This is a genomic window from Glycomyces halotolerans (assembly GCF_054779575.1).
The window spans coordinates 289,416-312,200 of sequence record NZ_BAAGXZ010000002.1; the positions used below are offsets into that span (position 1 = coordinate 289,416).

Annotated in this window: 24 protein-coding genes, 1 tRNA gene and 1 pseudogene; 15 read left to right on the top strand and 11 right to left on the bottom strand. The window is 69.2% G+C overall.

The window, feature by feature from the left end; all coding sequences use genetic code 11:
* The first annotated feature begins 83 nt into the window (after positions 1–83).
* The 3 genes from ACYVL2_RS03300 to ACYVL2_RS03310 all read left to right on the top strand — a co-directional run bounded on the left by ACYVL2_RS03300 (position 84) and on the right by ACYVL2_RS03310 (position 3,565).
* A complete protein-coding gene (locus tag ACYVL2_RS03300) occupies positions 84–1,232 on the top strand; it encodes a cystathionine gamma-synthase (protein WP_460540152.1) in 1,149 nt (382 codons plus the stop codon).
* 43 nt (positions 1,233–1,275) lie between these two features.
* Positions 1,276–2,643: an amidase gene (locus tag ACYVL2_RS03305; RefSeq protein WP_460540154.1), complete on the top strand. Its 1,368-nt coding sequence runs from the start codon at positions 1,276–1,278 to the stop codon at positions 2,641–2,643.
* Between the two features lie 61 nt (positions 2,644–2,704).
* Positions 2,705–3,565, top strand: coding sequence for an alpha/beta fold hydrolase (locus ACYVL2_RS03310; protein WP_460540156.1), 861 nt, complete (start codon positions 2,705–2,707; stop codon positions 3,563–3,565).
* Here ACYVL2_RS03310 and ACYVL2_RS03315 read toward each other — a convergent pair.
* Entirely contained in the window at positions 3,534–4,199 is a 666-nt protein-coding gene (locus ACYVL2_RS03315) for a LysE/ArgO family amino acid transporter (protein ID WP_460540158.1), read from the bottom strand. The two genes, ACYVL2_RS03310 and ACYVL2_RS03315, sit on opposite strands and share 32 nt — an antisense overlap.
* 18 nt (positions 4,200–4,217) lie before the next feature.
* Positions 4,218–4,955, bottom strand: a complete 738-nt coding sequence (locus ACYVL2_RS03320; RefSeq protein ID WP_460540160.1) for an alpha/beta fold hydrolase — start codon at positions 4,953–4,955, stop codon at positions 4,218–4,220.
* 236 nt (positions 4,956–5,191) lie between these two features.
* Here ACYVL2_RS03320 and ACYVL2_RS03325 point away from each other — a divergent pair.
* A tRNA-Ala gene (locus tag ACYVL2_RS03325) sits at positions 5,192–5,267 on the top strand.
* A gap of 559 nt (positions 5,268–5,826) precedes the next feature.
* On the opposite strand, the gene ACYVL2_RS03330 is transcribed toward ACYVL2_RS03325, so the two are convergent.
* The 5 genes from ACYVL2_RS03330 to ACYVL2_RS03350 form a co-directional block, all read right to left on the bottom strand.
* Positions 5,827–6,381, bottom strand: a complete 555-nt coding sequence (locus ACYVL2_RS03330) for an NUDIX hydrolase (protein WP_460540162.1) — start codon at positions 6,379–6,381, stop codon at positions 5,827–5,829.
* Complete coding sequence (locus tag ACYVL2_RS03335; protein ID WP_460540164.1) at positions 6,378–7,511, bottom strand: Rossmann-fold NAD(P)-binding domain-containing protein; 1,134 nt, start codon at positions 7,509–7,511, stop codon at positions 6,378–6,380. Before ACYVL2_RS03335 ends, ACYVL2_RS03330 begins: the two co-directional genes overlap by 4 nt.
* A gap of 67 nt (positions 7,512–7,578) precedes the next feature.
* Positions 7,579–8,130 carry a hypothetical protein gene (locus tag ACYVL2_RS03340; protein ID WP_460540166.1) on the bottom strand — a complete coding sequence of 184 codons (552 nt, stop codon included), beginning with the start codon at positions 8,128–8,130 and terminating at the stop codon, positions 7,579–7,581.
* Positions 8,131–8,663: 533 nt separating this feature from the next.
* Positions 8,664–9,488, bottom strand: coding sequence for an ABC transporter permease (locus ACYVL2_RS03345; RefSeq protein WP_460540168.1), 825 nt, complete (start codon positions 9,486–9,488; stop codon positions 8,664–8,666).
* Between the two features lie 11 nt (positions 9,489–9,499).
* Positions 9,500–10,438, bottom strand: a complete 939-nt coding sequence (locus ACYVL2_RS03350; protein ID WP_460540169.1) for a DrrA family ABC transporter ATP-binding protein — start codon at positions 10,436–10,438, stop codon at positions 9,500–9,502.
* A 94-nt stretch (positions 10,439–10,532) separates the two neighbouring features.
* Between ACYVL2_RS03350 and ACYVL2_RS03355 the strand changes: the two genes are divergently transcribed.
* The 10 genes and pseudogenes from ACYVL2_RS03355 to ACYVL2_RS03400 form a co-directional block, all read left to right on the top strand.
* Positions 10,533–11,120 (top strand): TetR/AcrR family transcriptional regulator, encoded by a 588-nt coding sequence (locus ACYVL2_RS03355; RefSeq protein WP_460540171.1) that lies wholly within the window; start codon positions 10,533–10,535, stop codon positions 11,118–11,120.
* A 151-nt stretch (positions 11,121–11,271) separates the two neighbouring features.
* On the top strand, positions 11,272–11,544 hold the full coding sequence (locus ACYVL2_RS03360) for a hypothetical protein (RefSeq protein WP_460540173.1): 273 nt from the start codon (positions 11,272–11,274) through the stop codon (positions 11,542–11,544).
* A 155-nt stretch (positions 11,545–11,699) separates the two neighbouring features.
* Positions 11,700–12,287, top strand: a complete 588-nt coding sequence (locus ACYVL2_RS03365) for a dihydrofolate reductase family protein (protein WP_460540175.1) — start codon at positions 11,700–11,702, stop codon at positions 12,285–12,287.
* Between the two features lie 351 nt (positions 12,288–12,638).
* A complete protein-coding gene (locus tag ACYVL2_RS03370; protein ID WP_460540177.1) occupies positions 12,639–13,217 on the top strand; it encodes a dihydrofolate reductase family protein in 579 nt (192 codons plus the stop codon).
* A 200-nt stretch (positions 13,218–13,417) separates the two neighbouring features.
* Positions 13,418–14,032 carry a dihydrofolate reductase family protein gene (locus ACYVL2_RS03375; RefSeq protein WP_460540179.1) on the top strand — a complete coding sequence of 205 codons (615 nt, stop codon included), beginning with the start codon at positions 13,418–13,420 and terminating at the stop codon, positions 14,030–14,032.
* Positions 14,033–14,762: 730 nt separating this feature from the next.
* Entirely contained in the window at positions 14,763–15,377 is a 615-nt protein-coding gene (gene sigK / locus ACYVL2_RS03380) for an ECF RNA polymerase sigma factor SigK (protein WP_460540211.1), read from the top strand.
* A complete protein-coding gene (locus ACYVL2_RS03385) occupies positions 15,374–16,126 on the top strand; it encodes an anti-sigma factor (protein WP_460540181.1) in 753 nt (250 codons plus the stop codon). The genes sigK and ACYVL2_RS03385 overlap by 4 nt, the downstream gene beginning before the upstream one ends.
* A 121-nt stretch (positions 16,127–16,247) precedes the next feature.
* Positions 16,248–17,744 carry a molybdopterin-binding protein gene (locus tag ACYVL2_RS03390; RefSeq protein WP_460540183.1) on the top strand — a complete coding sequence of 499 codons (1,497 nt, stop codon included), beginning with the start codon at positions 16,248–16,250 and terminating at the stop codon, positions 17,742–17,744.
* Between the two features lie 48 nt (positions 17,745–17,792).
* On the top strand, positions 17,793–18,440 hold the full coding sequence (locus ACYVL2_RS03395; RefSeq protein ID WP_460540185.1) for a fasciclin domain-containing protein: 648 nt from the start codon (positions 17,793–17,795) through the stop codon (positions 18,438–18,440).
* A gap of 301 nt (positions 18,441–18,741) precedes the next feature.
* Positions 18,742–19,123 (top strand): annotated as a pseudogene (locus ACYVL2_RS03400) (FAD-binding domain-containing protein); the annotation flags it as partial.
* A gap of 67 nt (positions 19,124–19,190) precedes the next feature.
* Here the strand turns inward: ACYVL2_RS03400 and ACYVL2_RS03405 are convergent.
* From ACYVL2_RS03405 to ACYVL2_RS03420, 4 genes are all read right to left on the bottom strand, one after another.
* On the bottom strand, positions 19,191–19,523 hold the full coding sequence (locus tag ACYVL2_RS03405; RefSeq protein WP_460540187.1) for a YnfA family protein: 333 nt from the start codon (positions 19,521–19,523) through the stop codon (positions 19,191–19,193).
* A gap of 86 nt (positions 19,524–19,609) precedes the next feature.
* Positions 19,610–19,741, bottom strand: coding sequence for a hypothetical protein (locus ACYVL2_RS03410; protein ID WP_460540189.1), 132 nt, complete (start codon positions 19,739–19,741; stop codon positions 19,610–19,612).
* A 123-nt stretch (positions 19,742–19,864) separates the two neighbouring features.
* Positions 19,865–20,485: a helix-turn-helix transcriptional regulator gene (locus ACYVL2_RS03415; protein WP_460540191.1), complete on the bottom strand. Its 621-nt coding sequence runs from the start codon at positions 20,483–20,485 to the stop codon at positions 19,865–19,867.
* Between the two features lie 512 nt (positions 20,486–20,997).
* Positions 20,998–21,837 carry an aldo/keto reductase gene (locus ACYVL2_RS03420; protein WP_460540193.1) on the bottom strand — a complete coding sequence of 280 codons (840 nt, stop codon included), beginning with the start codon at positions 21,835–21,837 and terminating at the stop codon, positions 20,998–21,000.
* A gap of 119 nt (positions 21,838–21,956) precedes the next feature.
* Between ACYVL2_RS03420 and ACYVL2_RS03425 the strand changes: the two genes are divergently transcribed.
* Positions 21,957–22,685, top strand: a complete 729-nt coding sequence (locus ACYVL2_RS03425) for a PIG-L deacetylase family protein (RefSeq protein ID WP_460540195.1) — start codon at positions 21,957–21,959, stop codon at positions 22,683–22,685.
* The last annotated feature ends 100 nt before the right edge of the window (positions 22,686–22,785 follow it).

Below are 22,785 nucleotides of genomic sequence, written 5' to 3' on the forward strand. Positions count from 1 at the left end.
CTAAATGAAGAAGGTACGTGTTGACTGCACCATAGCGTGGTGATGCATGGCCACGCCTATCAACGTCGGCTAGCGTATGAGGCATGCACGAGGGCCACGGATTCTCCACACGCGCGATCCACGCCGGCCAGGAGCCGGACCCGACCACCGGCGCGGTCGTCCCGCCGATCTACGCCACCTCCACCTACAAACAGGACGGCGTCGGCGGCCTGCGCGGCGGCTACGAATACTCGCGCTCGGGCAACCCCACCCGCACCGCCCTGGAGACCTGCCTGGCCTCCCTCGAAGGCGGCGCCCACGGCTTCGCCTTCGCCTCCGGACTCGCCGCCGAAGACACCCTCCTGCGCGCCCTCCTCGAACCCGGCGACCACGTCGTCATCCCCAACGACGCCTACGGCGGCACCTTCCGCCTCTTCGACAAGGTCACCTCCCGCTGGGGCCTGCGCTACACCGCCGAAGCCATCACCGACCTCGACGCCATCGGCCGGGCGATGAACGAGCACACCCGCGTCATCTGGGCCGAGACCCCCACCAACCCGCTGCTCAACATCGCCGACATCGCCGCGCTCGCCGAACTCGCCCACGACCACGGCGCGCTCCTGGTCGTCGACAACACCTTCGCCAGCCCCTACCTGCAGCAGCCGCTCGCCCTCGGCGCCGACGCGGTCGTCCACTCCACCACCAAATACCTCGGCGGCCACTCCGACGTCGTCGGCGGCGCGATCGTCGTCGACGACGACACCCTGGCCGACCAGATCGCCTTCCATCACAACTCGATGGGAGCCGTCGCCGGCCCCTTCGACTCCTGGCTCACCCTCCGCGGCGTCAAGACCCTCGCCGCCCGCATGGACCGCCACTGCGACAACGCCGAAGCCGTCGCCGAATACCTCCTCGGACACGACGCAGTCGCCGAAGTCCACTACCCCGGCCTCCCCTCCCACCCCGGACACGACGTCGCCGGCAAGCAGATGCGCCGCTTCGGCGGCATGATCTCCTTCCGCCACAAAGGCGGCGAAGCAGCCGCCGTCGCCGCCTGCGACCGCACCGAGGTCTTCACCCTCGGCGAATCGCTCGGCGGCGTCGAATCACTCATCGAGCACCCCGGCCGCATGACCCACGCCTCGGCCGCCGGCTCCGCACTCGAAGTGCCCGCCGACCTGGTCCGGCTCTCCGTCGGCATCGAAGACCTCGACGACATCCTGGCCGACCTGCGACGGGCCCTCGAAGGATGACCGACCCCGGCAACCGCACCCCACTGCAACGAAAGGACGAGTCGTGAGCTGGTCGGGAACCACCGCGCAGCAGATCGCCAAGGCGGTGCGACGAGGCGACGCCGACGCCGCAGTCGTCGTCGACCACCATCTGCGCCACATCGAAGACCACCGTGAGGCCGACGACGCCCTCACCTGCGTCCGCAAAGTCGAAGCACTCGCCGAAGCCGCCGCCGTCGACCAGATCGACGACCGCTCCGCCCTCCCGGCCGCCGGAGTCCCCGTCGCCGTCTGCGAACAACTCCCGGTCGCCGGGCACGCCCCCCGACTCGGCTCCAACGCGACCGTCCTGCCCATCGCCGAAACCGACCACCGCGCCGTCCAGCGCATCCGCGGCGCCGGAGCGGTCGTGGTCGGCTTCGGCCGCTCCTCCGAACTCGGCCTGTGGCCCGCCACCGACGACGACGGCAACGTCCCGGCCAACCCCTGGCGGCCCGACCGCGGCGTCGGCGGCCCCAGCGGCGGCGCCGCCCTCGCCGTCGCCACCGGCGGGGCCCCCATCGGCATCGGCCTCGACGGCGCGGGCTCTGCCGGCGGCGTCCGCACCGCCGCCGCGGCCTGCGGCATCGTCGCCTACAGCCCCGAACACGTGCCCGCCGACATCAACGGCGACCCCGAACACTGGCTCAACGGCCACGTCGGCGTCCTGGCCACCACCGTCGACGACGCCGCGCTGGCCTACGCCGCCCTCACCCACCGCTCCCCCCGCCCGACCGGCGACCCGGGGCGGCTGCGCATCGCCGCGTCCAACACCGCAGCGCTGCCCGCCCGCGTCGACGACGAGGCCACCAAATCCCTCCTCCAAGCCGTGCGCTGCCTCACCGACCTCGGCCACGACACGCACCGGTCCCGCCCCAAATTCGGCACCCGCCTCACCGCGGCCTCCTCCGGGGCCTGGTCGTGCGCCGCCTACCTGCGCAGCCTCCGATGCGGACCCGACGGCCTCCAGCGCCGCACCCGCCGCCTCGCCGGCGTCGGCGAGAAGACCTACCAGCGCGGCCTCTTCGGCGGCGTCCTCGGCGACGGCAACCGGGTGCGCCGGCACCTCGAAGACTGGTTCGACATGGCCGGCTTCGACCTGCTCATCACCCCCGGCCTGCCCGGACCGCCTCCGGCCGCCGACTCCTGGTCGACCCAGACGCTGCGCTCGAACGTGACCCACCTGGCCTCGGCCGCCGCGTTCACCGCGCCGTTCGGCCTCGCCGGCCTCCCCGCGCTCGTGGTCCCGGTCGGCATGCGCGGCGACGGCGTGCCGGCGACCGTGCAGCTGGTCGGACCGCCCGGATCGACCGGTCGGCTCTTCGACGTCGCGGCCCAACTGGTGGCCAAACTCCGCCCCCGCCGCTACGCGCCCGGCCTGAACTGGGACTGAACCGATTACACCGCCAGCGAAATTCATTGTGGCCCAAGCCGGGCCAGGATAGCGTCGAGCCATGGCGCACGCCCTCTGCAACGGCATCGAGATCGGCTACGACGAAGCCGGCGACGGTCCCGCGGTGATCCTGATCCACGGCGCGCTCGCCGACCGCCGCATGTGGGACGACCAATTCGAAGACCTCGCCGCCGACCACCGAGTCATCCGCTACGACGGCCGCGGCCACGGCGAATCCGGCAGCGGCGAGGGCGCCTACTCGCACCACCGCGACCTGTTGGCGCTCATGGAGGCGCTGGAGGTCGATCAGGCGGTGCTGGTCGGGAACTCGATGGGCGGCGGGCACGCCCTCGACGCCGCGCTGGCCGCTCCGGGCCGCGTCAGCGGCCTGGTGCTGGTGTCCTCCGGCATCGTCGGACACGAGTGGCCGTCCAGTTTCGTCCAACAGGCCCGCGAACGGGTGCACAGCACCGTCCCGCCCGAACGGCTGGCCGAGTACCGCAAGGGCAACGGCACCACCGTCCCCGAGCTCGAACGCGACCTCGACGCCTTCGCCGAGGCCCACATCAGGTGGATGGTCGCCGGTCCGGCACGCACCGAGCACGACCTGCCCGCGTCGGCATGGGAGCGCGCGGTGTCGATGTTCCGCGACCAGTTGCGGCGCACGTGGACCGAACCGCCGAGGCACGAACGCGTACCCGAGATGCCCGCCGAGCGGCTCCTCGGCCGGATCCGGGTCCCGGCGCTCGTGGTCAACGGGCTCGAGGACGTGCCGGAGATCCAGGCGGTCTCCGACCTGCTGAGCGGCAAGGACACCGGGATCCCGGACGCTCGGCGCGTCGACCTTCCCGACACCGGCCACGCAGCGCCGCTGGAGCGTCCGGCCGAGTTCACCGCACTGCTGCGCGAATTTCTAGCGTGAACTCGTAGGCCAGCCAGGCGGCGAAGACCAGCAGGATCGCCCCCGAGAGCCGATCGAACCAGACCCGTCGCTCCCTGGTCAGAAAGCCCCGCATGGTGGCCGCCGCTCCCGCCAGCAGCAGGAACCACAGCCACGAAGCGGTGACCGCTCCGACCGCGAAGACGCCACGGGTCGCGGCGGCCTGCGCGGCGATGGCCGCTCCGAGGACGCCGACGGTGTCCAAAATGGCGTGCGGATTGAGCAGCGACACCGCGGCGGTCCGCCGCAGCACCCGGGCTCTGGACCAGGAGCCGGTCTCATCGTCGATCTCCCCGGGGACGGCCCCCAGCGACCGGATCCCCAAGTAGACCAGGAACACCGCGCCGGCCGCGAGCATCACGGGCCGCAGTCCGGGCACCGAGTGCAGCAGCGCCGACGTCCCGGCCGCTCCCAGCACGATGAGCAGCGTGTCGCAAGCACCGGCGCCGACGACGGCCCAAAGGGCCCGCGGCATGCCGAGGCCGACTCCCTGGCTGAACACGAAGACGTTCTGCGCGCCGATCGGAATGATGAGGGCCAGGCCGAGGGCCAGCCCGGTGAGGAACGCGGCGGTCATCGGCGACCGGGGTCCGCCGGTGTCCACTCCTGCATGCACCCCAGACTATCGGGGCGGTCACTCCGGGAGGAAGTCGAGCAGGACCCGGTTGACGAACCCGGCCTGCTCGGTGGAGATCAAGTGCTTGGCGCCCTCGACGGCGACCACCTCGCCCCGGTCGAGCTCCGAGACGATCGCCTGGGCATCGTCCCCGGTGGTGACCTCGTCCAGAGTCCCGTACAAGGCGAGCGTCTCGGCGTCGATGCCGCCGAGGCGACCGCGCAGGTCGAACCGGGCGAGCGCCTCGCAGCAGACCGCGTATCCCTCCGGGTCGCAGCCGGCGAACCGCTCCCGGAAGTCCGCGACGACGTCGGGCCAGTGGTCGCGGAAATCGGCGGTGAACCACCGCTCCATGGCCCCGTCGGCGATGGCCCCGCAGCCCTCGGCGCGAACCTTCGCGGCCCGCTCATGCCACGACTCGGCGGTTCCCAGCTTCGGCGCCGTGCTCATGAGCACCATCCGCCGCACCCGATCGGGGTGCCGCAGGGCCGTGTTCATCGCGATCGCCCCGCCCAGCGAGATCCCGACCAGGTGCGCCCGCTCGGCCCCGACGAAGTCGAGCAGCTCGGCCACATCGTCGGCGAAGTCGTCGACCGACCACTCCCCGGCCCCGATCGTCGAGCTTCCCCCGTGCCCTCGAGTGTCGAACCGCACCACCCGGAACCGTTGGCTCAACGGCCCGACCTGCGGCTCCCACATGTCGAGCGTGGCCCCCAGCGACCCGATGAGCACCACGGCCCCGCCGGATCCGTCCACCACATGATGAGGAATCACCCATAACCTCCCGTGTTCCGTTCAGCCGCCATCAGGCCCACCGTCCCACAGGATCCCACCGGCGCCCACGGTTTAAACGGCGGCCGTCACGGCCCCCGATCACCCGAAACCCGGGCTCACCGGCGTGACCGGAGTCTCCAGCCCCTGGCTGGGGGGCCGCCGCGAGGCTGTGTAAACTAGTCCCGGTTCGAAGGTATAAAGCCTGAGAGCAAACCTGAGGGGCTTTGGCGCAGTTGGTAGCGCGTTTCCATGGCATGGAAAAGGTCAGGGGTTCGAATCCCCTAAGCTCCACCACAAGGTCTGACCTTGAACTCTGACCCATAGGAAGAACGGCATCGGCCATCAGGCTGGTGCCGTTTCGCTGTTCCTGGTTCCGGAACGCCACCAGCGGCGCGATACTGGCGGTGGTCGCGCCCTGGCTGATCCGGGGCTGCTGGTGGGCGTCGGTGTCGACGTGGAGCCGAGTGAAGCAGATCGCGTTCAACGCCCGCCGGTCCTCGTCATTGAGTGACTCATACAGCCGCCTCGGGTCCGACAAGGGCCAACGTTGCAGCCGCCCGCGCCGGTTTCCTCCATGACCCCATTCAGCCCGGCGGGCCGCGATATTCACACGCTGAAGGGCGGTGCCGCTCCGTCCGCGGCATCGCCTCGCACACATCGATATCCGGTGAATCGTCTCGGGCTCCTTCCCCGTGATCAACGGAAGCGGCTGATGCGGCTACTTCCACGGAACGCGAGTGTCGCTCGAAAACACCGCCGAGTCGAGGCTTGCGCGGCGCAGCCACCCTGACAGTCCTCCACAACGATCGCTGTGCGGGACTGTGCGGGTTTCGCAATGCGCTCCGATCGGCGTCTACCGCTGGAGTGAGAGGGCGGCTTGGTCGGCTCGGTCACGGAGGGTCCGATCGGCGATTTCGTCGACCGGGACCCATACGGTGTCGGTGACTTCTTCGTCTTGGAGGGCAAGGCTGGCTTCGCCGGTGTAGGTGAACGCGTAGCGGAAGTCTGCGTGCCAGTGTTCGGGCTTGCGTTTGGCCGGGAAGTCGGGGATGCGGTGGACGTCGATGTGGAGGGGGCCGTCCCCGCTCGGGGTGAGGTGGTGAGGGTGGAGTCCGGTTTCTTCGGCGACCTCGCGGACGGCCGCTTCGGTCAGGGAAGTGTCGTCGGGTTCGGTGTGACCGCCGGGCAGCAGCAGGCGGTCGAGGGCGCGGTGCCAGATGTGGAGGACTTTGCCGTCTTCATTGAGGACGACGGTGCCGCAGGTGACGTGCCCGGCGAGGCGTGCGCGTGTGGCGATTGGGTCGGGGCCGTCGAGCGCGTCCAAGAGCGGGCCGAGGCCGGGTTTGTCGCCGGGGTGGCGGTTGAGGTAGTCCTCGACGGTCTTGGCGATGTCGTGGTTTTCGATCATGCGTTGCTCCTGTAGTAGTCGAGCCAGATGGCGGCGATCTGCTGGCGGTCGGCGGTGGTCATTTCATGGTGTCCGGCCGGGACCGTCCCGTCGGCAAGGCGCGCGGCGGCGGCGAGGATCTCAGCTTGGACGAGGTGGATGAACGGGCCGACGACCGCGCCGTGAATGAAATTGACGGCGTTACCGCCGTTGTGGAGGTAGAAGTAGTGCCCGATCGTCTCGTACCGGGTGACATGCTCGGCCACGGCCACCTCGCTGTAGAAGTCCGTGAGCCCGGAGAGGTCGAGTTCGTCCTCGGAGCTGGTGACGGTCGCGATGTGGGCGCCGTTGGCGAGCTTTGCGAAGTCATCGAATCCGAGGGCGTGGTTGCCCGTCGCGCACAGCACCAGCCCCGCCCCGGCGATGGCTTCAGCGCCCGAGGCGGCCACGACGTATCCGGCCGCGAGGGCCTGCGCGGCCCGGACGGGGTCGGTGTCGAAGATCCGGACGACCGAGCCTTTCACGTGGAGGGTTGCAGCGGTGGCCCGGCCGAGCTTGCCGTACCCGATCACGGCGACCGGCCGCCCGATCGGCAAGTCACCGACGGCGCGCATGAGCGCTTCGGCGCTGAACGCGCAGGACTGGCCCACGAGGTAGTCCTCGGGCTGCTTCAGTGGTGAACGCGCCACCGAGTACACCGGGCAAGGCGGTTCCTTGAAGGTGAGATAGCGCTGGTGGCCGTTCTCGGTGTCCTCTACGACCCCGACGATCTGCCCGGAGAAGTGCTCGCACAGGTGGCCGAGGACCGGGGCGAAGTAACCGCCGACGTCGAGCAGGACCACCGGGCGGCCCGCGGCCCGCTTCTCCATGTAGGCGAGGGCGGTTTCGGGGTCGGCGAACTGTTCGCGGGTGAGCTGGTCTACCTGGTAGCGGGTGGCGATCTCGCCCAGCGTGGCCTGGTCGAGGCTTTTCGGCTTGGGCAGGAGAGCGGCGAGTTCGCCGAGGCCGGCGATGGCATCGATGAAGGCAGGCCGCTCGGTGAGCAGATGCGTGATCGCGATGACTGCGACCGGTGCCTCGGGGGCGAACGTCTCGGCGATGCGGGTGAAGAAGCTCGATCGGCGCGCGAGCGCGGTGGTCTCGACGGTCATGGCGGTCTCCAGAGGTAGGGAGCGGGGCCGCCGCCCACCCGGCGGCCCCGCTGAAGGGAAACTGGCTTCAGAGGCGGCCGAGGTCGGCCGCGCGGATCAGGATGGCTTCGGCCTCGCGCCTCCATACGCGCCTGCGGTCGTCGGGCGTGCCCCTCCAGCCCGGTCGGACGGCGAGTCCGCAGATGAGGCCGTCCTCGTGAAGAAGGTCGGCCACCGGAGTCAGGCCGCCTTCAACGTTGATGATGCTGAGAATCACATGTTCAGGCGCGGTGGTCGGCTCGACGGCGAACCGGAATCCCCACACATCGAAGGTGCCGATCACGCTCGCCGGAAGCGTCGGAGCGTCAGTGCTCCGCGACTGGTCGGCGTGCCAGGCCGCGATCAGCGCCGCGATGTAGCCCTGCTGCTGGACCTTCCAGGCATCGGTCTGCTCGGCCCACGGCGGCTCCCATGAAACCCGACGGACGACACCGTTCGCATGGAGCGCGCAGCCGATCCGAACCGGTTTTCCATCGTGGCTCAACCAGATCGAGGCATATTCGGTGTTCTCGCGAGCCTTGAGCGAAAGGGAGCTCCCGGTACCGATCTCCCACTCACCCAAAATCTCGAACCCGGCCATGTTGCCCCGACTCGCACTCTGCAGAGTCTCGCTCCCCATCAGATCCGCCTCTCACCTGCCGTGTCGGTTTCCTGATCGGGCGAACGGCGTCTTGCGTCCTCGAGGCGGCGCAGTTATCCACGCACTCCACGGACCAGCGTTTGACGCTGGAGAGGCTGATGCCGTACTTCTGCGCGAGTGTCTTCTGGAGTGCGCCTGCCTGGTACTCGCTCACGATGGCGGCGCGATATGTGCTGGTGAGGCAGCGGCCAAGGGCCCAGGGCCTTCCGTTCGATGACCGGGGTTTGGACTGGAGGGGTGCCGGACAGGGGTCGAGATTTCGGGTGGGGAGGCTGAAAAGGACAGGGAGCTGGATGGTGTGGCCTTTGACCTGGGGTGATGGGTTCAAGTAGACCGTTGCCAGCTCCACCGAAGCGGACATAAGAGATTATCGCGTTGATAATCCCTCTTTTTGCCTTGCAGCGGTATACGAGCATTTAGTGTAGCATTCGACGCAGATAAGGGTTATGCGGGCGTATCTACACAGCTTTCGATCAGGCGCGTTTGTAGGCGCGGGTGGCGAGTGGGGCGAAGAGGAGGACCAGTCCGGCTGACCAGGCGAGGGTCCAGAGGATGTCGCCGGTGACGGTGTGGCCGTTTGGGAGGGCGTCGGGGCCGAGCATGAGGCCGCGCATGGCGTTGGCGACGACGGTGACCGGTTGGTGGGCGGCGAAGGTCTGGAGCCAGTCGGGCATGGTCTCGACGGGGACGAAGACGGCGCTGGTGAACCCGAGTGGGAAGACGAGCATGTAGACGGCGGCTTGGACGGCTTCGGCGGAGCGGATGAGCAGGCCGACGGTGACCATCATCCACGCGATGCTGAAGGCGAAGGCGAGCGCCACGCCGACTGCGGCCAGAACCTTGAGTGCGCTGGTCTGCCAGCGGAAGTCGATGAGGGCGCCGACGCCGAGCATCACCAGGATGGTGAAGACGGCGCGGACGAGGTCGGCGATGGTGCGTCCGGCGGGGACGGCGAGGCGGGCCATGGGAAGGGATCGGAAGCGGTCGACCGAGCCTTTCTGGAGGTCGTCGGCCATGCCGGCGGCGGTGTTGGCGCCGGAGAAGAGAGCGAACTGGGCGATGAGGCCGGGGACGAGCCAGTTGACGTAGGCGTCTTCGGCGCCGGGCGGGAGCGAGGTGGTGACGGCGCCGCCGAAGACGTAGGTGAACATGAGGATGAAGATGACCGGCATGACCGCTGAGAGCGGCAGGACGCCTGGGATTCTCAGGGTGTGCCGCAGGTTGCGGCGGGCGATGACGGCGGTGTCGGTGAACAGGCGGCTCGAGGTCGGGCGAGTGGGTGCGGCAATGGTGGTCATGTTGCGCTCCTTCAGCTCTCGACCCGGGTAGCGGCCGGGCGGTCTGCGGTGAGTTCGAGGAAGACGTCGTCCAGGGTGGGCTGGCGCAGGGCGACTGCGGTGGGGTGGATGTCGCGGGCGTCGAGCGCGTCGAGTGCGACGCGCAGGTCGGCGTAGCCGCCCGGGGCGGGCAGAAGCAGGCCGTCGCCGTCGAGTGTGGCCGCTTCGAGGACGTCGAGGGCTTCGCTCCGGTCGGACTCCGGCAGTTCGAGTTCGATGACGGTGCCTCCGATGCGGTGTTTGAGTTCGTCGCCGGTGCCTTCGGAGATGATGCGGCCGTGGTCGATGACGGCGACGCGCTCGGCGAGCCGGTCGGCCTCTTCGAGGTACTGGGTGGTGAGCAGGACGGTGGTGCCGTCGGCGACGAGTCGGGCGACCATGTCCCAGACTTCACGGCGGTTGCCGGGGTCGATGCCGGTGGTGGGTTCGTCGAGGATGAGCAGATCCGGGCGCCCGACCAGAGAGGCGGCGAGGTCGAGGCGGCGCCTCATGCCGCCCGAATAGGTCTTGGTGTAGCGTCCGGCGGCCCCGGCGAGGCCGAACTGGTCGAGGATCTCGGTGCTGCGGCGCTTCGCTTCACGGGAAGGCAGGCCGTAGAGGCGACCGACCATCTCAAGGTTCTCGGCACCGGTCAGGTAGTCGTCGACGGCCGCATACTGCCCGGCAAGGCCGATCTTGGCTCGCACAGCCGATGGATCGGCGGCGACGTCGATACCGGCGACGCGGACGGTGCCCGAGTCCGGCCCAAGGAGGGTGGCGAGGATGCGGATGAGGGTGGTCTTGCCCGCGCCGTTGGGTCCGAGCAAGGCGCACACCCCGCCGGCGGGGATGACCAGGTCGACGCCATCGAGCGCCTGCACTTCCTTGCCGAATCGTTTGCGCAGGTTGTGCACCTCGACGATGGGATTCATGGGACCACCTCTCGTGTGTAAACTTCATTAAGTACATCTCAAAGTATACATACGAGAGCACTAGACTCGAGTGCACCGAACCACTGGAGGCGTGATGGCAGGCGAGACCGAGGCGGCGGCGCCGGTGAGGCGGCTCAAGCGCGCCGAGCGGCGCGAGCAGATCTTGGACGCGGCGACGAGCGCGTTCTCCCGCGCCGGATACACCGCGACTGGTCTCGACGACATCGCCGCGGCCGCCGGGATCAGCCGGGCGATCCTCTACCGGCATTTCGATTCCAAGGCCGAGCTGTATCAGGAAGTGCTCGACCGGGTGTGCGAGCGGCTCTACGCCGAAACCGGCGAGGGCGAGTACACGCAGGGCAGCATCGACGGCCTGATCCGGGCCGCCGCACAGGATCCGGACGGGTTCCGGCTGCTGTTCGACCGGGCCGGGCGCGAGCCCGAGTTCGCGGCCGAGATGCTCCGCTTCCGCGCCAACATGACCGAGGCCGCCCACCGGTACCTGGCCGAGGTAGTCGAGGACCCGGCCTGGGCCCGGTGGGCCTCGCAGATGGCCGCGACCACCGCGATCGGTGCGGTCATGGCCTGGCTCGACGCCGGACAACCCGACCCCGACCTCGTCGCAGTGCGTATCCGCCGCACCGTGGAAGGCGTCATCGACGCCGCTCGCACTCAGGACTGATCAGCATGTGGCGGCGGTGGCCACCCGGGTGAGCGCATCGGCGGCGGTGTCGATCTCGTCGGCGGTGGTCAGCGTCCGAGGGATAGCCGAAGCAGGACGAGCCGGTGGCGGCGGCGAAGACTGGCGTAGCAGCCAGGCCAGGTAGTCCCTGATGCAAGAGCTGGTGGAGGCGATCGCGAAGCGAACTGATCCGGGAGGCTTCATCGGGCCGAGTCTCGTGTGCAATCCGTGCGGCTTCACCGAAGGCGACCACGTAGGCGACGTTCTCGGTCCCGGCGCGCAGTCCGCCTTCTCGCCCGCCGCCGTAGATCAGCGGCTCGAGTGCGATGCCAGGTCGGACGTAGAGGGCGCCGCCTCGCGGGCCACGATCGGCCGCGCCCTTGAACGCCTCGACAGTCACGCGTTCAAGGAAGAACCTGAATGAGCTCTCCCAATCCTGGCCATCACCCACAACTCCCGTCCAGAGCCGCCGTTCCGCCTGTTCGGATGAGGCGAGCTTGGCGATGAATATCGGGACTGGGGCTCGTCGTAATTGGCAGCGTCGGTGACCGTCGGCGCTCACCAAGGATTGGAGCCACCATGAGCAAGGTCCTGAGCCACATGACGATGTCTCTGGACGGCTACGTCGCGCAGCCTGACGACCAGGTCGGGGAGCTGTTCGACTGGTACGAGGCCGGCGAGGTGGGCATGTCGACCCCGAACGAGGACGTCTCGTTCGAGGTGGACGACGCCAGCGCCGAGGAGCTGGGGAGCCTGGCCGGGACCTGCGGCGCGCTCGTCTCGGGCCGCCGCCTGTTCGACATCGCCGACGGGTGGGGCGACAAGCACCCGGTTGGTGCGCCCGTCGTCGTGGTCACTCACCGCTCGCCGGAGGACGCCGCCGAGAAGTGGCCGAACACGACCTTCGTCGAGGGAGTCGGGGCCGCGATCGAGCGCGCGAAGCAGCTCGCCGACGGCAAGGATGTCACGATCGCCAGCGCGAGCGTCACGCAGCAGGCCCTCGACCTGGGCCTGGTCGACGAAGTGTGCGTGAGTCTCGTGCCGGTGCTGTTCGGCGAGGGCATCCCGTACTTCGCCAAGCTGAACCGGGGGCATCTGCTCCTGGAGGACCCGAGCGTCGTCGAGGGCAAGCGGGCCCTCCACCTGCGGTACCCGGTGCGGCGCTAGCCCAAGTGGTGATCGTTGCCGCGAGGCGGCGTGTCGGGGCAACGGTCTCGGAGGTGACGCCGGACGACACCTCGCGGATCCGCGACGACATCTGCGCGGCCGGCCACTTCTTCGCCTCCGCGGAGGCGGTCCGGCGCTGGATCGAAGCGCACCCGACGGCTTCGTCGTGTCGATTGCCGACAGCGTGGAGGTGGTCGGCGCTGTCGCCGACTACCTCCACCGGCAAAGTCTCGAAGAATCTCGGAGAGCGGTGTCGATTCGGGCCCGGGCCGATCGACCTAGGGGTGAAATGCATTTGCCATCCGAACGGCATCGCTCCGTGTCCGATCTACCGCACTTAGGGAGCGCATCATGACCGCAATCTACACCTCGGACGTCTTCTCCAGCCTCGACGGCTTCGGCGCCCACACCGGCGACTGGGGCGGCTACTGGGGCAAGCAGGGCCCCGAGCTGCTCGCACACCGCCTCGCCCTCTACGACACCGACCAGCGGATGGTTTTCGGGGCCAACACGTATCGGGCGCACGCGCAAATGCTGGCAGCGAGCAGCGCGGACTCCGAGACCCGTGATCCGTGGGTCACGCGGATGAGGGACCTGCCCGCAACGATCGTGTCCGCAACGCTGCGGGAACCGCTCGACTGGCCGGACGCGACCGTCGCAGCCGGTGACGCCGTCGACGTCGTCGCCCGGCTCAAGGAGGAATCCGAGGTGCCGTTGCGCTCGCACGGCAGCCTGTCACTGAACCGGGCACTGATGGCCGCGGGGCTCGTCGACCGCGTTCAGGTGACGTACTTCCCGGTGATCACCGGCCAGACCGGGGCCGACCGGATCTTCGAGGGCGGGGCCGACTTCGATCTCGAACTGATCGAGCACCGGACGCTCGACGACCACACGCAAGAACTCACGTACCGGCCCAGCAGACACGCGTGAGGCCATCCGCGCGACCATCCCATCGCGGCCGTACCTGCCCCGAACAGGGCACAGTCCGGCTTTCCGATCGGCAGACCGAGCCGCGCGCATGGGCAATGCCTTCTGCCGCACCCTCGCCGAGCAGTCGTCATGACCAGCGCACACGATGCGGCGTTCCCGAATGACAGCCCAACCAACGAGACAGACAAGGAACCACGATCATGAAACTGACGACCGTTACGCACATCTCCGTCGACGGCGTGATGCAAGGGCTCGGCGGGTCGGACGAGGACCGTAGGGGCGGATTCGAGCGTGGTGGGTGGGCCCTGCCACTGTTCGACGGCGAGGTCGAGGCGTTCCTGGGTCAGGTATTCGGGCGCGCCGACGCGTTCCTGTTCGGCCGGCGGACCTACAAGATCTTCGCCGGCTCCTGGGGAACCGGCTCCTGGGGGGCGAACCAGGGCGACAACCCGATCGGGCGGGCATTGAACTCAAAGCCCAAGTACGTCGCCTCGACCACGCTCATCGACCCGCAATGGGCGGACACGACCGTGCTCTCCGGCGACCTCGCCGTGGCCATCGGCGAGCTGAAGGCCGAGGCGGCGGGCGAGGTGCAGGTGCACGGCAGCGGCAACCTGGTCCGCTGGCTGCTCGAGAACCACCTGGTCGACCAGATCATCCTCGTCACCTACCCTGTGGTCGTCGGCCAGGGCGGGCGGCTCTTCCCCGACAACGGCCCGGACACCGCCCTTGAACTGGTCGGCTCGCGGGTCTTCCCGAACGGCATCACGACCCAGACCTACCGGCCCGGCGGGCGACCCGAGTACGCGGCCTGAAGCGCGCGACTCCAAGTGTCGCGTTCAGCGAGAGTCGCATTCGCTGGGAGACGAGGAAACCTCTTGATAGAAGCTGCAGCTGCTACGACTTCAGCTGTCCACCAAGAGGTTTTCTTGTCCATGAGTGTCGCATGCACCGCCTTCCTGCCTGTCGACCGCGAGAGGCGAACGCCGACCTCAAAGTCCGGTTCGGATGCCTCGACAAGGTCGGACTGAACCCCTGGCGAATCGGCACCATCGCCCGCGCCTGTCTCGCGTGCTTCCACATCGAACGCCCACGCCGACTTGAAATTGTTACTCAACGTGCGCTTGAGTTTCAGGGAAAACCTCATTGTCATTCGCTACATGAAATTGCCAAGCGAGCCACGAGCTCAGTCGAGCTCCTGAGAGCGGTAGTGCGTCTGTGTTCAGGTACTGCTGGGTTCCCTCCCTTGCTCGCCGAGCTTCGGCGTCTTGCTCCAAGTTCTGTCCACTCGGCGTATTCGAGCAGCTCGGAACGCCGGCAACCGTCAGGAGAAAGCAATGCTCGTAGCTGACAGGAAGGTGGTGTTCAGCTACGTTCCTTCAGATGAGAGGTATTGGTATCGCTCGTTCTCGGTCCGGTCTGGGGAGCGCCGATGGGCCACGTCGATCCTCGCCGATCGGAGAGGCCGCCCGGTCTGACCCATCCGCTCCGCCCTCGGCTTCGAACTACTAGTGAGAACCCACATCTACCTGCGGGAGCGCGATGATGCTTGAGAAGGGCGGCGGGGCTCGCCGCCGGGAGGAGCCGCACCTGGTGGCGGTCGACGGCTCCGAAGCCGATACCGCCGAGCGGCTGCTGCACCGGACCTCGCTCGGCGAGGAGGAGGCGTTCGCGCGGCTCTACGACCTGATGGCCGCGCGCGTCTACGGCCTGTGCCTGCGGGTTCTGCGAGATCCCGCGCAGGCCGAGGAGGTGGCGCAGGAAGTGCTCATCGAGGTGTGGCGCACCGCCACTCGATTCGACGAGCGCCGCGGTTCAGCGAGTGCCTGGGTGTGCACCATCGCCCACCGCCGAGCGGTCGACCGCGTCCGCGCCGCCCAGGCCGCAGGCGAGCGCGAGCGGCGCGCCGCCTCCGGCTGCGCGGAGCCCGAATACGACTCGGTCGCCGAGACCGCCGCGAGCCGCATGGAGCACCGCCAGGTACGACGCTGCTTGAAGACCCTGACCGAACTGCAGCGTCAGGCGGTCACCCTCGCCTACTACGGCGGACACACGTACCGGCAGGTGGCGACACTGTTGGAGACGGCGGTGCCGACCGTCAAGTCCCGCATCCGCGACGGCCTGGTCAAGCTGCGCGACTGCCTGGAGGTGGCGAGATGAGCGCTGACGTCCACACCCTGATCGGCGCCTACGCGCTCGACGCGGTCGACGAGGACGAGCGAGGCCTGGTCGAACGGCATCTCGCCGAGTGCTCCGCATGCGCCCAGGAGGCGGCCGAGATGCGGGAGGCGGTCTGGCGGCTGTCCGATGTGACCGTGACCGAACCGCCGCAGGAGATGCGTGAACGCGTTTTGGCCGAGGCGCGGCGCACCCGTCAGGAGCCTCCTCCGGCGCAGACGAACGACGTGCCGCTCGGCGAGGACGACACGGCGCCGCGCCGGCGTGAGGCGCCACACCTGCGGCGGGTCCTGGTGCTGGCCGCCGCGGCCGTCCTCATCGCCTTCGCCGGCGGCGCGATCACGTGGGTGGCCATGCAGCAGTACGTCGAATCCGAGACCGGAGACGGTGAGCGGCTGGCGGCGGTGCTCGAAGCATCCGACGCCGAAGTGGGCTTCCAGGAGGCCGAGGGCGGGGGCGGGGTCACCGTCGTCCACTCGCCTTCGCTGGACCAGGCGGTGGTGGTCGTCTCCGACCTCGCCGAGGTGAGCGAGCAGCGCTCCTACCAGGTCTGGCTGGTCGACGACGTCGGTCAGGTCTCCGCCGGGGTCATGGCGCCCGGCGAGACTTCGGAGACGATGCTGGTCGACGGCGTCGGTGACACCCGGATCATCGGCGTCACCAATGAGCCGGCGGGCGGCTCCGAGGAGCCGACGCAGCCGATGGTCGTCGGCGTGGAACTGTCCGCGTAGGCGACTGCCCGGCGGTGCGGGCCGGGTCGAACGACCCGGCCCGCACCGCTGAATATTGCATTCATTATTGATTTTCTCGACTCGGACCCATCCGGCGCGTGCTCGGCCCCGAATCAATGGCATGAACGGCAAAACGATCGCAGCGCTCGCGGGCATCGCCTGCGCGGGGACCGCCGTGGCCGCGGCCCAGCTGGTCTCGGCGGCCGTCGCGCCGGGCAGCGCCCCGGTCGCCGCAGTCGGCGCCGCAGTCATCGACGCCACGCCCGAGCCGCTGAAGGAATTCGCCATCCGGACCTTCGGCGTCCGCGACAAGCTGGTCCTGCTGATCGGCATCGGCCTCGTCCTGCTGATCGCCGCGGCCCTGGTCGGCATCCTGGCTCGGCGACGCATCGCGATCGGCTACACGGCCCTGGTCGTCCTCGGAGCAGTCGGCGCGGCGGCGGCTCTCGGCCGCCCCGCGGCCGACGACTCCTGGGCGCTCCCCTCGGCGGTCGGCGCCGCCTGCGGCGCCGGCGCCCTGCGGCTGCTGTTCAGACCGAACGCGACCGAGGAGCCGGCAGTGCCCGGACGGGTCGTTGACCGGCGAGGGGTCCTGATCGCCTTGACCGGAGCGGGTCTGGCCGGCGCGATCGGATGGCGCCTCAGCGGCACGGAGGAGATCGACGCCGCTCGCGACGCCGTACGGCTGCCCGCACCCGACTCGGTCGGTCCCCGAGGGGAGGGCCTGCACGTCGAGGGCGTCACCTCCTACCTCACCCCGAACGCGGACTTCTACCGGGTCGACACGGCACTGGTCGTGCCCCGCGTGTCACCCGACGACTGGGCACTCCGGGTGACCGGCCGAGTCCGGCGGCCCCTCGAACTGTCCTTCCAGGACCTGCTCGGCCGCGAGCTGATCGAACGCGAGATCACCCTCTCGTGCGTGTCGAACCAGGTCGGCGGGAACCTCGCGGGAAACGCCCGCTGGCTCGGGGCGCCGCTGGCCGACCTGCTCGCCGAGGCCGAACCGGACCCTGAGGCCGACCAGGTCGTCGGGCGCTCGGCCGACGGATGGACGGCCGGAACCCCGACCGAGATCTGCATGGACGGACGGGACTCGATGCTCGCGGTCGGCATGAACGGCGAACCGCTGCCGCTCGAGCACGGTTTCCCGGTCCGGATGATCGTCCCCGGCCTGTACGGCTACGTCTCGGCCACCAAATGGCTCGTCGAACTCGAGCTGTCCTCCTTCGCCGACTTCGACCCCTACTGGGTGCGGCGTGACTGGGCGGCCGAAGCACCGGTCAAGACCTGCTCCCGCATCGACACCCCTGACCCGCTCAAGCGCGTCCCGGTCGGACCGGTCCCGGTCGCCGGCGTCGCCTGGGCCCAGCACCGCGGCATCGAGCGCGTCGAAGTCCGCGTCGACGAGGGCCTGTGGAACGAGGCCGAACTGGCACCGGTCATCGGCGCCGACGTCTGGCGCCAATGGCACTGGACATGGGAGGCCGCACCCGGCCGCCACAAGCTCGAAGTCCGCGCGACCGACGGCGAAGGGGACACCCAGACCCGGGAGCGGCGAACGCCGTTCCCCGACGGTGCGACCGGATGGCATTCCGTCGTCGTCACCGCCGAATGAGACCGCCGAGAGCGTCCGCTCCCGGCAACGTATGAGAAAGGCAAACCGATGAGAAACCGACTCCTGACACGCTCCGGCGCCGTCGCGATGGCCGCAGGATGCGCCCTCGCTCTCGCCGCCTGCGGATCCGACGAGGATCCCGAGGACGCCTCCTCGCAGGACGAGACGACGTCCGAGGAGACGACCATGGCCGAGGAGGGCACCGACGACATGGCCGTCTCGGGCGAGTTCGGTGCGGGCTGCGCGGCGGTCCCCGAGGACGGCGAGGGGAGCTTCGAAGGCATGGCCGACGACCCGGTCGCCACCGCCGCTTCCAACAATCCGGCCCTGAGCACGCTGGTCACCGCGGTCGGCGAGGCCGACCTGGGGGACACGCTCAACTCGGCCGAGGACATCACCGTGTTCGCTCCGGCCAACGCGGCCTTCGAGGCCATTCCGGCCGAGGACCTCGAAGCGGTCCTGGCCGACACCGAGATGCTGACGAACGTCCTCACCTACCACGTGGTGGGCGAGCGCATCGCGCCCGAGGACTTGGCCTCCGGCAGCCCGTACACGACGCTGCAGGGCGAGACGATCGAGGTGGAGGGCTCCGGCGAGGACTTCACGGTCAACGGCGACGCCTCGGTGATCTGCGGCAACGTCCAGACCGCCAACGCCACCGTCTACATCATCGACGGCGTGCTGATGCCCGCTTAGCATCACCCGCAACCCTCCGGGGCCGCCCGCCGAGCGGGCGGCCCCGGAACCGTTTCCCACTGAGGAGAATCCTTGCGCACCGCAGTCGTTCTGTACACCCTGGACCTCCGGGGCGGCGACCACCCGCCCCTGAGCAGCGCCTGCCGCGCCGACGAACAGATCGTGTCGCAGTAGGTCCGCGATCCGGCCCGGCAGACGTCGCCGAACCGCCGCGCGTCCGAACACCAGGCGCTGGAGGATTTCAGAGCGTCCCTGCGGGCACTGGGCGGCGACCTGCTCGTGCGCGTCGGCGACACCGGCACCTTACCGGCCCGGAGCCGACGACGACTGGGCCGAGGCCCCGGACGCTCTCGAAGCCTGGAAGCACGGCACCACCGGCGTCGACATCGTCGACGCGGGCATGCGCCAGCTCCTCCGAAGGCTGTATGCACAACCGCGCCCGCCTCATCTGCGCCGGTCGCCTGTCCAAGACCCTCGGTGTCGACTGGCGCGAGGGAGCGGCCTGGTTCGCGGAGCATCTGGTCGACGCCGAAGAGGCGAACAACTGGGGAGACTGGCAGTGGGTCGCCGGGACCGGCAATGACACCAGGCCGTATCGCGGGTTCAACCACGAGCGGCAGGCGGGCCGCTTCGATCCCGACCGATCCTACCGGCGGCGCTGGCTCGGTCCTCGGCCGGAATGAGGGGCGAGCTCGAAGCCGGGCTCGCCGCCTTGGACGTCAGCGCGCGCCGGGAAGGCGGGCGGCCGGTTCAGGGCCTGGGCGCGTACATGATCACCGCGACGCCGACCAGGCACAGTGCGGCGCCGATGAGGTCCCAGCGGTCGGGGCGGAAGCCGTCGACGACCATGCCCCAGGTCAGCGACCCGGCCACGAAGACGCCGCCGTAGGCGGCCAGGATCCGTCCGAAATGCGGATCGGGCTGGAACGCGGCGGCGAAACCGTAGGCGCCCAAGGCCATGATCCCCGCGGCGATCCACAGGACGCCTCGGTGCTCGCGCAGTCCTTGCCAGATCAGCCACGCGCCGCCGATCTCGGCGAAGGCGGCGAGGACGAACAGCAGGATGGAGCGGGCGAGGTTCACGGGCGCGACTCTATCAGCGCCTCGTCACCGCCGCCGGAGACGAATGCGGTGAGGTCTCCGTGGCGGGCGGTCGCTCCGAAGGCCGGTCACATCGGTTCGGGCCCGAAGTGCTCCCGCCGCTCCTGCTTGCCGGAGCGCCGCTGCCGGTACTTGCGCCAGAGCCTGCGTCCGACCGCCAGGCCGACGCTCAGCACCGCGCTCTTGATCAGTCCTCGCATACCTGGATTCTCCATCCGGTGCCGTGGCCGTCCGGCGGCCCCCCGCTCGCCGGTTCGGTTTGATGGTGCCCACAGCGGCCCCGCGCGAAACCCCCAAGGGGACTCGAGGCGAGATCGCGCGGGTCAGCAGATCAGACCCGAGCGGAAGGCCATCGCGATGGCGTGGGCCCGGTCGCGGGCGCCGAGCTTGCGGTAGAGCCGCTTGGCGTGGGTCTTGACGGTGTCCTCGGAGACGAACAGGTCGCGGCCGATCTCGGCGTTGGACTTGCCCTCGCTCATGCCCCGCAGGACCTGCAGCTCGCGCTCGCTGGGATGCATCCCCAGCAGGGCGGACCGCTGGCGGGGGATGTCCTCGGGCGCGGCCTCCGCGGCCGGGGCGGTGAACATGATGGCCTTGGCGATCGAGACGAGCATGTCGTCGGTCGACTCGCCGGGGGCGCACAGCAGTCCTTCGGCGCCGGCGGCCATGACCTTGGCGGTCATGACCGGATCGGGTTCGCCGGCGAGGACGACCTCGGTCCGCGGCGAGTGGGTGCGGACGGTCTGGGTGAACCTGACCGGATCGGGCCTGGTGAACGCGACGTCGGCGAGCACCAGGTCGGTCTTGCGCCGGCCGAGTTCGAAGAACAGCTCGGCGGGTCCGGCCACGGTGGTGACCTCCTGCGTCAGGCCCGTGTGGGCCGCGCATGCGGCGATCTTCGCTCCGGCCCGCGAGGACTCGACACATACGAGTACCGTTCTCACGTTGTTCCACCCCTCATTCCACAGTGTTTGCAGCCCCTCCGATCCAGCACGCAATCGTGTTCCCGTTATGACGCGAGTCGGCGCCATTCTTCGCGCACCGTCGCGCGATTCCCACGATGCGGTACGGACGACGGTGTTCGGGCGCTGAAACGCGAGCGCATTGCTCTCGGCGGGGACCTGCGACGCGTTCACCTTAAGCGCTGAACGGCGGTAGCGGGGTCCATTGCGCTATGCGCCGCATCCGGCCGGAGCCGGTGACTGCGAAGACCCCGTCGCCGGCCATCGCAGCTCGGTGCCGCGGCGCATCGGCGAAGTGCCTGCTGGGAGCGTATTCCATGGCGAGGAATCGCAAAATGTCTATCGACACATATCGATGTGAATTGGCGGCGACCCACCCGATCGGGTTCGTTTCGGCAGCGTAAGAGGACGCGGGTCGATTCAGCCTATGGTGTGTCCCCCGGTGGAAAAGGCGAGACGGTCCGGCGCGGACGCTCCGCACCGGACCGGAGTGATCAGTGGCCGAACTTGTCGGAATCGGCCGCGGCCGACTCGCCCTGATCGAGATCGGACAACGCTCGCACATCCTCTGAGGACAAAGAGAAGTCGAAGACCGCCAGATTCTGCTTGAGCCGCTCGGCATCGCTCGACTTCGGTACCGCCGTCAAACCGAGCTCCATGTGCCAGCGCAGCACGATCTGCGCCGGAGTCTTCCCGTACCGCTCGGCCAGATCGGTGACCGTCCGGGCGTTGAGCACATCGGCGCCCTCGCCGCCGATCGGCGACCACGACTGCGTCGTGATCCCGTGCTCGGCATGGTAAGTCCGCGACTGGTCGCGGGTGACCAGCGGGTTGAGCTGGATCTGGTTGACATCGGGCACCACGCCGGTCTCGGCGATGATCCGGTCCAGATGGGCCGGTTTGAAGTTCGAGGTCCCGATCGCGCGGACCTTGCCGGCCTCCAGCAGACGCGCCAAGCCCCGCCAGGCATCGACGTAGCGGTCCTGACCCGGGTTCGGCCAGTGGATCAGCAGCAGGTCGATGTAGTCGAGCCCGAGACGGTCGAGGCTGTGCTCGCACGCCTCGGCGGCCAGGTCCACACCGTGCCAGCGCTTGTTGAACTTCGTGGTCACGAACAGCTCTTCGCGGGCCACGCCCGAGGCCTTGAGGCCCCGTCCCACGCCCCGCTCGTTCTGGTAGTTCTCGGCGGTGTCGACCAGCCGGTAGCCGGACTCGATCGCCTCGGCGATCACCCGCTCGGCCTGGGCGTCGTCCATCGGCCAGGTGCCGAGGCCGAGGCGCGGCATCTGCGCGCCGTGGGTCAAGGTGACGGTGGGTGCGGTCGTCGGTGACATCGTTCAGCCCGTCTGCTCGGAATCGGATTACCGCCCACCATCCTCCTACTCCGGCCCCCGGACGCAAGGCCGCCGTGCCCTGGATCACTTCGTGTCGCGGTGCGGGGCATACTCGAGCCATGGGCGAACTGCTGGAGATGCCGACCGACTGGAACCGGGCCCTGGCCATCGTGGCCCACCCCGACGACATGGAATACGGAGCGGCCGGAGCGGTCGCCGCCTGGACCGGCGAGGGACGCCACGTCTCTTACCTCATGGTCACCCGAGGCGAGGCCGGCATCGACACCCTCCCTCCGGAGGAGAGCGCGCCCCTGCGCGAGTCCGAGCAGACGGCCAGCGCCGCGATCGTCGGCGTCGACACCGTCGAGTTCCTCGACCACCGCGACGGAGTGGTCGAAGCCGGCCTGCCGCTGCGCCGCGACCTGGCCGCGGCGATCCGGCGGCACCGCCCCGAGCTGGTCGTCACCCTCAACCGACGCGAGTACTGGATGCCGGGAACCTGGAACAGCGCCGACCATCGGGCCGTCGGCGCAGCCGTCCTCGACGCCGCCGCCGACGCGGGCAACCGGTGGATCTTCCCCGAGCTGCTCGAACGCGGCCTCGAACCGTGGCCCGGGGTGCGGTGGGTGGCGCTGGCCGGGTCGCCCGAGTCCACGCACGCGGTCGACACGACCGCGACGATGGAGACCGCCATCGCCTCCCTGGCGGCGCACCGGACCTACATATCGGCGCTTAGCGACGCCGAGCCCGAGGCGTACGCCCGCGAGTTCCTGACCGGCATGGGCGCGATGGGCGGCGAGCGGTTCGGCACCGCCTACGCCGCGACCTTCGAGCTGGTGTCCGCCTAGTCCCAATGCCGTTCGGTTAAGGGTCTGCGAAGACGACGATGTCGAGGGTGGCCTTGTAAGTTCGCCGGTCGATGCCGTTGGTTCTGGCGTGGTATTTCGA

What these genes read in the sequence shown, in the direction of transcription:
- ACYVL2_RS03350 (WP_460540169.1), bottom strand. Translation starts at nt 10,438, where the DNA reads ATGAATCCCATCGTCGAGGTGCACAACCTGCGCAAACGATTCGGCAAG.
- ACYVL2_RS03395 (WP_460540185.1), top strand. Translation starts at nt 17,793, where the DNA reads ATGAGAAACCGACTCCTGACACGCTCCGGCGCCGTCGCGATGGCCGCA.
- ACYVL2_RS03345 (WP_460540168.1), bottom strand. Translation starts at nt 9,488, where the DNA reads ATGACCACCATTGCCGCACCCACTCGCCCGACCTCGAGCCGCCTGTTC.
- ACYVL2_RS03300 (WP_460540152.1), top strand. Translation starts at nt 84, where the DNA reads ATGCACGAGGGCCACGGATTCTCCACACGCGCGATCCACGCCGGCCAG.
- ACYVL2_RS03375 (WP_460540179.1), top strand. Translation starts at nt 13,418, where the DNA reads ATGAAACTGACGACCGTTACGCACATCTCCGTCGACGGCGTGATGCAA.
- ACYVL2_RS03365 (WP_460540175.1), top strand. Translation starts at nt 11,700, where the DNA reads ATGAGCAAGGTCCTGAGCCACATGACGATGTCTCTGGACGGCTACGTC.
- ACYVL2_RS03335 (WP_460540164.1), bottom strand. Translation starts at nt 7,511, where the DNA reads ATGACCGTCGAGACCACCGCGCTCGCGCGCCGATCGAGCTTCTTCACC.
- ACYVL2_RS03355 (WP_460540171.1), top strand. Translation starts at nt 10,533, where the DNA reads ATGGCAGGCGAGACCGAGGCGGCGGCGCCGGTGAGGCGGCTCAAGCGC.
- ACYVL2_RS03340 (WP_460540166.1), bottom strand. Translation starts at nt 8,130, where the DNA reads ATGGCCGGGTTCGAGATTTTGGGTGAGTGGGAGATCGGTACCGGGAGC.
- sigK (WP_460540211.1), top strand. Translation starts at nt 14,763, where the DNA reads ATGCTTGAGAAGGGCGGCGGGGCTCGCCGCCGGGAGGAGCCGCACCTG.
- ACYVL2_RS03385 (WP_460540181.1), top strand. Translation starts at nt 15,374, where the DNA reads ATGAGCGCTGACGTCCACACCCTGATCGGCGCCTACGCGCTCGACGCG.
- ACYVL2_RS03370 (WP_460540177.1), top strand. Translation starts at nt 12,639, where the DNA reads ATGACCGCAATCTACACCTCGGACGTCTTCTCCAGCCTCGACGGCTTC.
- ACYVL2_RS03330 (WP_460540162.1), bottom strand. Translation starts at nt 6,381, where the DNA reads ATGATCGAAAACCACGACATCGCCAAGACCGTCGAGGACTACCTCAAC.
- ACYVL2_RS03360 (WP_460540173.1), top strand. Translation starts at nt 11,272, where the DNA reads ATGCAAGAGCTGGTGGAGGCGATCGCGAAGCGAACTGATCCGGGAGGC.
- ACYVL2_RS03425 (WP_460540195.1), top strand. Translation starts at nt 21,957, where the DNA reads ATGGGCGAACTGCTGGAGATGCCGACCGACTGGAACCGGGCCCTGGCC.
- ACYVL2_RS03390 (WP_460540183.1), top strand. Translation starts at nt 16,248, where the DNA reads ATGAACGGCAAAACGATCGCAGCGCTCGCGGGCATCGCCTGCGCGGGG.
- ACYVL2_RS03310 (WP_460540156.1), top strand. Translation starts at nt 2,705, where the DNA reads ATGGCGCACGCCCTCTGCAACGGCATCGAGATCGGCTACGACGAAGCC.
- ACYVL2_RS03420 (WP_460540193.1), bottom strand. Translation starts at nt 21,837, where the DNA reads ATGTCACCGACGACCGCACCCACCGTCACCTTGACCCACGGCGCGCAG.
- ACYVL2_RS03410 (WP_460540189.1), bottom strand. Translation starts at nt 19,741, where the DNA reads ATGCGAGGACTGATCAAGAGCGCGGTGCTGAGCGTCGGCCTGGCGGTC.